The organism is Streptomyces sp. NRRL B-1347 (genome assembly GCF_000720325.1).
In the GTDB taxonomy this organism is placed as follows: domain Bacteria; phylum Actinomycetota; class Actinomycetes; order Streptomycetales; family Streptomycetaceae; genus Streptomyces.
The window spans coordinates 1-11,104 of the sequence record NZ_JOJM01000128.1; the positions used below are offsets into that span (position 1 = coordinate 1).

Annotated in this window: 10 protein-coding genes; 4 read left to right on the top strand and 6 right to left on the bottom strand. The window is 69.5% G+C overall.

The genetic code is table 11. The features are described from left to right. Nucleotides 1–385 (top strand): DciA family protein (locus IG74_RS0142970; RefSeq protein ID WP_158858058.1); only part of this gene is annotated, 385 nt, incomplete at its 5' end. An 11-nt stretch (nt 386–396) separates the two neighbouring features. Here the strand turns inward: IG74_RS0142970 and IG74_RS0142975 are convergent. From IG74_RS0142975 to lanKC, 3 genes are all read right to left on the bottom strand, one after another. Continuing rightward, nucleotides 397–1,467 (bottom strand): DUF6461 domain-containing protein, encoded by a 1,071-nt coding sequence (locus tag IG74_RS0142975; RefSeq protein WP_030688925.1) that lies wholly within the window; start codon nt 1,465–1,467, stop codon nt 397–399. A 723-nt stretch (nt 1,468–2,190) separates the two neighbouring features. Continuing rightward, entirely contained in the window at nt 2,191–2,742 is a 552-nt protein-coding gene (locus tag IG74_RS48435; protein WP_107059163.1) for a lanthionine synthetase LanC family protein, read from the bottom strand. A 20-nt stretch (nt 2,743–2,762) separates the two neighbouring features. Beyond that, complete coding sequence (gene lanKC, locus IG74_RS46885; protein WP_234334653.1) at nt 2,763–4,661, bottom strand: class III lanthionine synthetase LanKC; 1,899 nt, start codon at nt 4,659–4,661, stop codon at nt 2,763–2,765. A gap of 650 nt (nt 4,662–5,311) precedes the next feature. Between lanKC and IG74_RS48440 the strand changes: the two genes are divergently transcribed. Further along, complete coding sequence (locus tag IG74_RS48440) at nt 5,312–6,418, top strand: DciA family protein (protein WP_234334654.1); 1,107 nt, start codon at nt 5,312–5,314, stop codon at nt 6,416–6,418. An 871-nt stretch (nt 6,419–7,289) separates the two neighbouring features. Here IG74_RS48440 and IG74_RS53920 read toward each other — a convergent pair. Both IG74_RS53920 and IG74_RS52575 read right to left on the bottom strand, forming a co-directional pair. Further along, nucleotides 7,290–7,883: a hypothetical protein gene (locus IG74_RS53920; RefSeq protein ID WP_234334655.1), complete on the bottom strand. Its 594-nt coding sequence runs from the start codon at nt 7,881–7,883 to the stop codon at nt 7,290–7,292. A 111-nt stretch (nt 7,884–7,994) separates the two neighbouring features. Further along, nucleotides 7,995–8,132: a hypothetical protein gene (locus tag IG74_RS52575; protein ID WP_158858062.1), complete on the bottom strand. Its 138-nt coding sequence runs from the start codon at nt 8,130–8,132 to the stop codon at nt 7,995–7,997. A gap of 265 nt (nt 8,133–8,397) precedes the next feature. Here IG74_RS52575 and IG74_RS0143005 point away from each other — a divergent pair, with 265 nt between their 5' ends. Together IG74_RS0143005 and IG74_RS0143010 are read left to right on the top strand one after the other, a co-directional pair. Then, entirely contained in the window at nt 8,398–8,940 is a 543-nt protein-coding gene (locus IG74_RS0143005) for a hypothetical protein (RefSeq protein WP_030688927.1), read from the top strand. A gap of 62 nt (nt 8,941–9,002) precedes the next feature. After that, on the top strand, nt 9,003–9,899 hold the full coding sequence (locus IG74_RS0143010) for a hypothetical protein (protein ID WP_158858064.1): 897 nt from the start codon (nt 9,003–9,005) through the stop codon (nt 9,897–9,899). Between the two features lie 303 nt (nt 9,900–10,202). On the opposite strand, the gene IG74_RS0143015 is transcribed toward IG74_RS0143010, so the two are convergent. Further along, complete coding sequence (locus IG74_RS0143015) at nt 10,203–10,934, bottom strand: hypothetical protein (RefSeq protein ID WP_051856609.1); 732 nt, start codon at nt 10,932–10,934, stop codon at nt 10,203–10,205. Nucleotides 10,935–11,104: the final 170 nt, after the last annotated feature.

The following is an 11,104-nucleotide window of genomic DNA, read 5'->3' on the forward strand; positions in this document are numbered from 1 at the left end:
GCTCCCGGCCGTCGGCGCGACGCTGCGCGAACGGTGGACAGCTATCGCCTCCGAGTGCGCCGGGCACGTGGCCGCCGTGGCGTACGACGCCGACTCCGGACTGCTCACCGTGTGCCCGGAGTCGGCGGCCTGGGCGACGAAGGCTCGCCTCGAGCAGGCCCGGATCATCGCGGCCGCCAATGAGTCGGCGGGCCGCGCGGTGGTGCGCGCCCTGCGCGTCCTGGCGTCCGGCACGGTGGCGGTGCCCGGGCCGGTCGACGCTGATCCGAAGCCCGCGGCCGCGCCCGTCGACGGGCGATTCCGAGTCCACGCTCAGGTGCCGCACTCACGTGACCGGCGGTGCCGCGTCAGCGGCGCGCGACTGCGGCCCCTACCTGTCCGGTGAGCTACGGCTGGTCACGTCGTTTGCTGGGCCGCGTGGTGCAGGTGCTGGACCATCCAGAACTCCGCGATGCGTTCGTTGTCGCCGGTCATGGCCGTGGTCAGGAAGCTGATGATGTCCGGGAGGCGGTCTGCTGGTGTGGGCAGGTGGGCGGCGACGCACCAGGAGAGGACCTCGAAGACGATGCCCTGGCGGAAGAGGAGCTCGGAGGGGCGCTCCCACTCACGTTCGACCTCGTCCGGCTCGGCTGCCCGCAGCGCGCGGGCCTGGGCGAGCGCGTGGTCGTGCGCGGCGGTGAGGTCGTCGCGGAGTTGCTCGCGTGCGGCGGCCGGGATCGTGTCTGCGGTGAGGGCGGCGGCGGCCAGGGGGTGCTCGTGCAGTCCGGTGTGGGTGAGAGCGAGGTCCAGGGCGTGGCGGCGCATCCGCCCTACCATCGCGGGGCCCAGGCCGGCCAGGTAGGTGATGAAGGGTTCCCGCTTGAGCAGAGGGGAGTTGACGAGGCCCTGCCCCAGCAGGTAGTCCGGCACCGGAGTGATCGGCACGGCGCGGTGCGGGCCGTGTACCCAGGCCTCGTCGAACCGGGCCCCGCTCGCGCGCTCGACCGCTGCCAGCCCCGTGCCCCACAGGCAGGCGTCGTCGTCCAGGTCCAGGCCCTCAAGCAGTGGGTCCCAGGCGTGGGGGCGTACGCCGTACCGGTACTCGGGTTCCTCGGGTGCGATCATTTCGAAGGCGGAGGCGATGAGCCCGCCTTCGGCCAGGCTCAGGCTGGAGACGGCGTTGACGTTCCAGTAGGCGCTGGCGGTGCGGCCGAGCCGGGACAGGGGGCGCAGCACCTCCTCGCGCGAGCCCTGGTAGCCGTTGTCCTCCACGACGACGACCGCTGGCCCCGACCGGGAGACCAGGATCCGGTCCCCGTAGTCCTGGTTGCGCAAGTCCTCAAGCGCCATGGGGCGGGCCTGTTCAGGGTCGCCGCCGAAGAGACGGATCACGGCGTCCTCATCCGCCCCGTGCACGGCCGTGAACGTGGCCGCCACGTCCAGCCCTAAGTTGGTGAGGAACTCGTTGAGTTGCTGGGGTGAGGTCATAGGGGGATTGTTGCCGCCGCCACTGACAACCCCTGTCCCCGCGGCGGGCGTAGAGCGACCCACGCCGTCGGCGGACCGGAGCTGTCCGGCGTCGGCCTCGCCCGGGCGGCGATGCGGGCGCTGAGCCTGCGGGCCTTCCCGAAGCCGTTGGCCGTCGACCAGTCGGCCCCGATCGAGCAGACCCGCATCGAGCGCCGCCGCCAGACCGACGTCTCCCATGCCGCGGCCCTGCGGCGGGCCCGGGTAGAACGCACTGCTCATCAGGCCGGACGGCTGGCACGTCCGCGAACCCATCCCGCAGCCGCATCGACAGCCGGGTACACCACCTGCGCAGCCCGCTCCGTCTCCGTTGGACATCGCTGCGGGTGTCAGGTGTGGGTAAGGCGCCCTCCCCGAACGCAACGTCGGTCTTCACCACCCACAACCAGGCGATGAAGACCGACGTCACGCGGAACCTAGGACATTCACCAACTGTGTCCGGGGGGGCCAGCCCCTGAAATCAGATCAGGTTCTGCCGAGCCAGAGGCAAGTGTCCATGGGACTCCTGTTCACATGTCAGTGATGCGTATGGTGGTAATCAGAGCGGCCGTGGCATCGGCTTCGGTCTCGGTCTCGGTCTTCAGTGCCTGAAGCTTGAGAATGTCCATCCGTGGATCCCTCCTTCCAAATGTTTCGTGCCGTCCCGGAGCCGATTGCTCCGGGAAGTCAGGTGGTGCGGCGGCCTCAGGCCGCCAGTAGTGGGCCCATGAGATCGCTGCCCCGGCGATGGCTCTCGAGGGCCAGGAGGGCGCCCGCGCTGCCGGTTGCGAGGTCGGTGGACAGGCGCATCAGGTTGTCGCCGGGCATCATCACGCCCTCTCCGTAGGGAATGGCGTACCGCCATAAGGTCCGGGCCGCCTGCGCCGCGCGGGCGTCGTGGTGGGTGCTCAGGACGTAGAGCTGGCCGGCTGTTCCGCTGAGCAGCCCGGGGGCGATGGCGAGCGGGAGGGAGGCCGCGGCCAGGTGCTGGTCGAGAGCGTCCGAGAGGTGCTGGTCGGTGCAGTGGGCCAGGCATGCGGCGAGCGAGAGTGCGGCTCCGGCCGATCCGTTCGACAAGGACGGTCCGGGCATGCTGGGTCTGCTGTCCGCAGCCATGTGAGTGCTGTTGGTGAGCACGTGTATGGCCTGTTCCAGGTACTGGGCGTCCGCGGTGCGCTGGTGCATCCGGGCCAGGAAGAGCGCCGCCCCGCCCACGCCCTTGTCCAGGCCGGGGCTGTCGTGCGGGTGTGCGGCCAGGGCGGTGGAGACGTCTTCGGCTACCGCCTTGGCCCCCGCCTCAGGTAGCCGGCGTCGCCGGTGCGCGCGTGGAACCCGAGGAGGGACAGGCCGATTCCGGGCAAGCCCGCGAGGAGGCCGAGGCCTCTCGGCAGTTCACGCACGGGTGCCTGGGCGAGCAGCGAGGCCGCCTCCTCGCGTCGGCCGAGGAGGTCGAGCACTGTGGCGACCCCGTGCAGACCGTCGAACAGCCCGAGGGGTGCCGTGCCGGCTTGGCGGAGTGCGGCAGCGGCGAGCCAGTCGGTCCATGCTTCGTCGATTGGGAGTCCGGTGGCGTGCAGCGCGTAGAGGACTCCGGCTGCGCCGTGCTCGAGAGCGACGCCGCCACTGGGAGTGGTGCTGCCGGGAGCGCCGGGGAACAGCCTGTCCGTGCGATCGGGGGTGGCTGATGCCGCGATGCCGGCCGCGAGCAGGTTCTTGCGCTCCGCGGGCTCGACGTCCTCAGGGGAGCGGTGTGCGATCGCGCTGTGATGGCGCGCCTGCTCGAGCGGCCGGACGGCGCCGTCGGTGTAGGTCTGCGGGAGCGGGAAGACCTCCTGCGCCCATCGGGCCAGCTGCGCTGGCTTGTCGGGGTCCAGAGGGGTCATGGCCATCAGGGGCAGGAACATGCTCAGGCGCATCGCGGCGAGAGCGTGCTCGTCGATCGCGGTGCCGGTCGTCCCCAGGGGAGCCGCGAAGCCGAGTGCTCCGCGCAGACCGGTGCGCTCCCCGCTGCCCTCGTGGGCTGCTTCGAGGTCGATCAGGGTGATCCGCCCGTCGGGGCGTAGCAGGACGTTGTTGGGGTGGACGTCGCCGAACACGATGCCCTTGCGGTGCACGGCGTCCAGGGCGGCCTCGACCTTGTCGATCGTCTCGCACGCCCATGCGGTGTACTCGGCGATGTCCTCCGCGGAAGCGTCCGAGCGGCGGAGGGGGTGGCGGGCGAGAGCGGCCGTGGTGAGGGTGTCGCCGTCGATGTACTCCTGTGCGAGGAAGTGGTGCTCCCACAGCACGTGGCAGCCGTGTACCCGGGGCACGTACCCGGTGTCGGCCAGGGAGAGCAGCATGGCGTGTTCGCGGCGCAGCCGGGTGACGGCGTCCTCGCCCCTGCCGTCAATGCCGGCGAGCGGGCGGGCCTCCTTCAGGACGACCCGCTGTCCGGTGGCCGGGTCTGTGGCCGCGTAGACGCCGCCGCCGTTGGAGAAGTGCAGGGGTTCGAGTTCTGTGTAGGGCATGTCAGCGCGGCTGGACTTGCTGAACGCTTCGATGCGGTCCTGGATGAAGGCCGGAACGTCCACCCAGTCGGGCACCGTGAAGAAGGCCGAACGCCGATCAGGAACGAGTGTCCCGTCCGGGGTGGTGACGGCCATGACACGCTTGCCGTCGCTGTCGTCGACCCACACCGGGGCGAAGCCGCCGTAGCGGAGGAAGACCGGGCTGGAGTCGTTCCAGCGGAGATCGGAGAGGATGTACGGGCCGCAGTAGCCGTCCAGGACTTCGGAGAGTTCCCCCAGGAGGTTCTTCAGGTCCGCCTCGCCATTGGGGTACACAGCGATGAACTTTCCAGCCGAACCCCGGTGGGCGTATTTCGAGTTGAAGGCCCCCAGGAGCGTACTGCTGCGCAGGAACTTGAAGTCGGTCCGCCTGCGGGCGCAGACGGCGGCGACCGCGTCCAGGACGGCCTGGGCCGTATCGGCGGCAGTCGAGACGTGGATCTTCCAACCCTGTGCGGGAAGCGCCTTGCCGTATCTGACCCGCACCCACACGTCTCGGCCTTCGGTGTGCTGACCGTCGCCAAGCTCCGGCAGGACCCAGCGCTTTCCTGCATCCTCGACGCGTTTGGGTGCGTCGTAGAACAACGGGTCCGCTAGCGCAAACAGATCAAAGCCAGTTAATCCCACCAAACCTCCTCGAAAACGCTCGTGTTCTGCCAGACGGGACGGAAGGCGTTGGGCGATCGGGTTCCATCGGTCGGCCCTCAGGGCTGGTGGGGACGACCCTGCCAGGCACAGATCAACAGACAGTCAACGGCCTGACTGAGTGAGTTTTAGGTGCTGCAAGAGCTCGCGTAACACCTGGCAGGCACAGAGCCTGCCGTAGCGGCCGAAATCCCGCGCGCCTACGTGGACGGTCGAGTGTCGTCCACCGCGGCCTCGATGAGGTGTCCGCGCTCCCAGCTCACGAGCACGCGTGGCGGATGCCGGATGGACCGTGACCGACGTGAAGAGCTGGCTGCACCTGCGCGGCGAGGCGGACCGGGTGCGCCGGGGCTCGGGGCTGCTCGCCGTGCTGCTGGCCGGTGCGGAGAGGGTCCTGGACACGCCGCAGAAGCGGGCCGGCGCGGCCGAGCAGTGGCGTGGCGCCCAGGAAGCCGCGCGCCGTGACCGCATCCAGCAGGTCCGTGCCCGCACTGAGCGGTACGACGGCGACTGGGACTCCCCGACCAGCGGGGCTGTGCAGCGGCAGGTCGATGAAGAGTTCGCCGTCGCCTTCGGCCCCAAGGCCCCAGCCTCCCGCGCCCGATGCGGAGGTCCTGCCCGCGGTGTCCGGCGTGGAGGACCTCGAGGACGACGTGGTGACGCAGGCCCGCGCGGAGGCCCGGCAGCGGCGGATGATGGGCGACACCTCCCCGATCATGGTGGCGGTCGACGCCCTGGGCCGCCCGGCCGCGGAGCAGCTCTACGGCCCCGACCTGGTGCACCGTGCTCTGCAGCTGGCCAGCGGGGCCCGCAGCTCGCGGATGGCCTACGGACGCCGGGAGGAGGCCGCGATGAGCGAGTCGACTACGCCCAGCGAGCGGCCCGCTGTCGACGGGCCGGAGCTGTCCGGCGTCGGCCTCGCCCGGGTCGCGCTGCACGCCGCTCGCGGGGCCGCCAGGAAGCGCGGGCAGAGCGAGGCCCGCGCCCCGCGGCGGCGCCGGGACCGGACCGTGCGGCGCGACGGCCGGGAGCCGTCCGGGTTCGCCTCCGTGCTTCAGGGCCTGATGGCCGAGCGGGCCTGGAACCTCCCGGCTGCCGGCGGCAGTGTGCTGGACCGCTGGCCGGACATCGCGGCCGCCATCGCCTCGCAACTGCCCGACCGCGTGCAGGCGGTCGCCTTCCACGCGGAGCCCGGCCAGTTGGACTTGCGCCCCGCTTCCCCGGCCTACGCCACCCAACTACGCCTGATCACCGCCCGCATCGTCGCTGCGGTCAACGAAGCGGTCGGTACCGACGTAGTGCGCGCCGTGCGGGTCCTGCCCGTCGGCGCCGCGGCCGTGTCCAGGACCGCACCGGGGGCCCCGGCTCTGCCACCGGATGCTCTGCAGGCGCCGGTGAAGACGCGCGAGATGGCCTCGCCCGGCTTCCACCGGGCCCTCGCCGCGCACCAGGCCGTCGCTCCCGGGCGGACGGTGGATCCGAGCATCGCGCAGGCCCTGGAGCGGCAGACCAGAGCGATGCGCGGGCTGAGCCGACGGGCATTCCCGGAGCCGGAGGTGTCTGCGGCGGGCTCGGTGGACGTTCCTGACCTGGGCGACGTCGCCCCGTGGAACGGGAGCGGCGGCGGCACGCTGCGCTCGCCTGTCTGGCGGGAAGCCTTCCGTGACGCGGACCGCGAGGCGCGTTCAGGTGTGGGTCGTGACGGTGTGGGGGAGAACGCAACAGCGCCTGGGGTGTGAGGAGTTGGAAGTGCCAGCGGGGCGAGTGGAGGGTGACGGCGTGCCGAAGCGTGTTCTTGCTCCATCGAAGAAGTGCGTGTGTCCCGAGTGCGGGACCCCGACGAAGGCGAGCTTGCGCAGCGGCCGCCTGTACGAGCACACCGCTCCAGAAGGCACCACCCCTTGCCCGAAGTCGGGGGCTGTGGTCGTGGCCGGCCCCGAGCTGGTGAACAGCTACGAGTGCGCGTGCGGAACCTGGGCCCGGATCACGAGCAAGGGCACGCTCGCCCGTCACTCTATGCCGGAAGGCCAGGGGTGCCCGCTGTCCGGAGAACCGATCGAGACACCGGTGGCCAGGGAACGTCCCCGGCGCGTTGATGGCCCGCTGCGTATGGTGCCGCCGGCGCCCACCGAGGGGTGGGCGAAGCCCGTCACAGGGGGCAATGGCTCCAGCGTGTACGCGATTCCCGCCGGGCTGCCCGGTCACGGGCGCCGCCGCTAGCGCGGGAGGCAGGAGCTCCCCTTCGGGGTTGGTGACGCGCCGCTGCTCGCGGGCGCGCGCCGATGCTGGGCCGGGCCGTGCAGCACGCCGCCGATGATGAAGGCGACGAGGGTCAGGACCGAGAGCCAGGCGACGGTGCTCGTCTGGGCCCAGGTGCCGTCGGCAGCGGGCTCGGAGTGTGCCTAGATGTACCTGGTGATGAGGACCACTTCAGCGGTCGGGCTCTCGACCCGGAACACGGCCGTAGGCGGAAGGACGAACGAGGGGGACAGGCCTTCGCTACGCCGACGGGGTGCAGCCCTCGAAGTGGGCACCGCGCCTCGATCTGATCATTCAGCGCGTCAGTTCTAATACGGGAGTCTCTCTTCTTCCTGTGCATGGCGCGGAGGTCTACCCGTGGCGGGCTTCACCGACATCACCGGCACAAAGACGTTCAGATTCAACTCCGTAGGGTCCACGAAGCTGGTCAGCGTGGGCGGCGCGCAGTCCATCAAGATCCGAATCGCCATCACGGCGAACCCCAATCCGCGGGGCGATCTTGTTTTGCAGCTGCGAGGGCACTCCATCACTGGCCCCAATCCCCCCTTGCGAGTGCCCGCCGATGGACGCCCTCATGTAGTGACCTGGGAGCGTATAAAGCCCGGCTTGTACTCGGTCGAGCTGAAGAACAGCGAGCCGATTCCAAACGGCAAGTTCAAGACTGGCAGCTATGCGGTCTTCAGCGATGCGCCCGACAGTGAATGGTTCGAGCTGGGTGTCGAAGGCCCAGGAGTCGAGCGGGCCGTGCTTGGGGCTATGGGCCAATTCGGTCAGCGGGGAGACGTCGGGCCGCAGTTCGGCATTCGGGGAAACGTCGGGGTGACCGGAAGCGTCGGCGAGATTGGCGATATCGGGCCGGGAGGCGGACCCACCGGACCCAGCGGGCCTGTCGGCGTACGGGGGCAGCGCGGGGATCTCGGCCAGGCAGGCGTTCTGGGACAGCACGGAGACCAGGGGCAGTTTGGACTACTCGGGCACGGCCCACACGGCCAGACCGGAGCCGCGGGTGTACGGGGACCTTCCGGTAGGGCGGGCGAGAGGGGTCAGTCCGGTCAGTCAGGCCACCAAGGACAGGGTGGGCACGGCGGACAGGGTGGACACGGCGGGCAACGCGGCGCTGTAGGTGATGAGGGACCCCGTGGGCCGCACGGCGACGTTGCCGTCCATGGAGATGAGGGCCAGAGAGGCAGCCACGGCACCAGCGGGTCCGGCGGTAGCCACGGCACCAGCGGCACCGGCGGCACCAGCGGGTCCGGCGGCACTGGCGGGTCTGGCGGTAGCCACGGCACCGGCGGCAGCCACGGTAGTCACGGCACCAGCGGCAGCCACGGTAGTCACGGCACCAGCGGGTCCGGCGGCACCGGAGGGTCCGGCGGCACCGGAGGGTCCGGCGGCACCGGAGGGTCCGGCGGCACCGGAGGGGCCGGCGGCACCGGAGGGGCCGGCGGCATCATTCGGCGTGCGCAACGGCATCGTTAGAGGCGAGCAATCGATGGACGTGGTCATTACAGGCTTGTTGCTGGTCTGGTTCCTACTCAGCGTCGTCGTTCAGATCCGGCGCCCTCGCGTGCTCGCCTTGCGCACACATGACCGGTTCCGGCTATTGCCGGCCTGGAACCTCTTCGCTCCGCGGCCGATCGTCAGCGACTACTTCGTCAGCTTCCGCACCTGGGACAACCCAGATGCGCCACCGTCCTCGTGGCAGCGGTTGCCCTTCCCTGGCTCACGGCGGCTGTTGGACGGAATCGTCAACCGGCACAGACGTTCGTCGAAGACCCACTGGGACAGTGCTCACGACATCGTCATGGCATTTGAACAATCCGGGCAGCCGATCCCTGTGTCGGATCCGGCCTACCTTCGACTTCTCGGCTGCGCCACCAGCCAGGCCCGCGCCATCCCGAAAGCCACCACCGTCCAGTTCAGGATTAGTTGCATCCGCGGCCACCACCTGTCCAACGCGACCGAGATCGCGTGGTTCGAGTCCAACAGGCATCACGTCTGATGTGGGGTTACCACGACGCTGCAGTCGTTCTCGACCTTGCAGGCCGACTGGCCTGCCTGGCAGTGATCCAGAACGCCGTGCATAACCTGCTCGTCGCCCGCGAGACCGGGCCCGGACGGCTCCTGGACTGGCGCATCACGGCACTGGCCACTCAGAAGAACCGGGCTGAGGACATTGCGCACCGTCTGGGTCTGGGATCACCGGGACCTCGCAGGATGTGTGTACTGGCTGTCAGCCAGATCGTCCTGGCAACAGCAGGCCTGGTTAGTCCCCGAAACATGTGGATCTTCGCTGGGCTCTTCGTCATCGAGGTCCTTACCCTGCCTCTGATCAGAACCGGGCTCGATGGAGCGGACGAGATCCTCAGGCTTGTCATCATCGTGTCCGTACTGCGCAACCTCAGCGACTCCGCCATCGTCCAGCTCGCCGCTGCAGCCTTCCTCGGCGGGCAAGCCGCTCTGGCATACCTGACCGCCGGCCTGTCCAAGACCCAGTCGATTATGTGGTGGGACTCATCCGGCCTGCGCGGTATCGCGGCAACCGAGTACTTTGGCGCACGACCCATGGCCCGCCTGCTGGACCGCCACACCAACACTGCACGTCTCCTCTCCTGGACGATCGTGGCTTGGGAGTCGCTCTTCGCACTGGCCCTCCTGGCTCCCCGTGAAATCACCCTCGCCGCCCTCGCTATCGGCCTCGTTTTCCACCTCAGCTGTGCCTTCGGCATGGGGCTGGATGCCTTCCTCCTCCCCTTCGCCGCCACGTACCCGTGTGTACTGGTCATCCAGGACTGGCTCTCTGATCACCTGAGCGCAGTCGAACGCACCGGTATCGCCGGGGCCGCGGCCTGCGCCATCATCGGCTTTGCAGCCTTCAACCTCGGCCAAGAGCGCCAGATCGCCTGGTCAGCCGCGATGCCCGAAACCCGGTCGACGATCACCGCACCTGCTGGCGAGTGAACAGGGACGGCAGAGGAGCAGTCGACGGCCGTCCAGGCCGACTCCCCATTCAGCGAGGCTCGGTATGGCGTCTGCGCTCCACCACCGCCGTGCTCGCCTATCTCTTCCGGGCGACCGGGGAAGCGCTTTCGGCCGCCCGCAGCAGCCATCGCCTCGCAACTGCCCGACCGAGTGCAGGCGGTCGCCTTCCACGCGTGAGGGTGTGAGGTCCCGCGAGATCTTTGACGGTTTGGCTTCACGACATGCTGGACGTCACCGGTAGATGCTGGACGGTTTTGTCGCCGGGAGATGTTGGACAGGTGGCTATGTGGCCCGGTGGACAGCGGCTCGGTACTGGCGGATGGGGCGGTTGCTCTTGCGTGGGTGGGTGGAGATCTCGACGTCGCCGTCCATGACGCGAAAGATGGTGTCCTCGACGATGACCGTCACGATCTTGCCGAAGTGCGTGCGGCCGACTCGGAGCTTTTGCCCGCCGACCATGATCCGCCCGTCAGGCGGCACTTTGCGCTGTGCCCGCAGTGGCTGGGCCGTGGGAGGCACGACCGCGGTGCGCGGGCTGCGGGCACCACTGAGCTTGACACGCAGTTCAGGTGCGATGGGTGCGGGCAGGGTCTTGACGACTCGGCCGTCGGTGATGACGTGCATCAGCTGGCCGTCGAAGCGCAGGACGACCTGTTGTCCGGCGAGATGGGCGGCGAGGGTCACGCGCTGGCCGCCGAGGCCGACGTCTCCGTCGCGTCCGACCAGGCGGTCGACCTCGACGATGCGTGGGGCCTTCGCCCCGCTCGGCAAAGCCGCAGCGGCGGGTTCAGGGCCGGCGACACGGCCGCCCCGCTGGATCAGGTTATGGAGATCGTCCGCGGTCAGGGTGGAGGGGCGGGTGCGGACGTGGTCGCCGTCGATGAACACGTGAACGCTGCGTTCGTCGGCCCAGACGGTGGCGACGCGGTTGCCCAGGGCGGCCGCGAACTTGATCTGCTGGTTGTTGGGCAGACACAGCCTGCCGACCGGTGACAGCGCGGTTTCGAACTCCACGGCACGGACGCGGGATTGGTCTGCCGGTGTCCGCGGTGGCGGCAGCGGCATCGCAGGCTGTGCGGCCAGCAGTGAGGTGACCCCCGGAGTGTGGACACAGGGGTTCATGCTGCGAGTGTGAGTCTATGTCCTCGCTGGTGCTGCTGTTCGAAGTCGACGGGTGAGAGGTA

Bases quoted from the DNA above. Each gene is read 5' to 3' on its own strand.
- IG74_RS0142975 (WP_030688925.1), bottom strand. From the start codon at position 1,467: ATGACCTCACCCCAGCAACTCAACGAGTTCCTCACCAACTTAGGGCTG.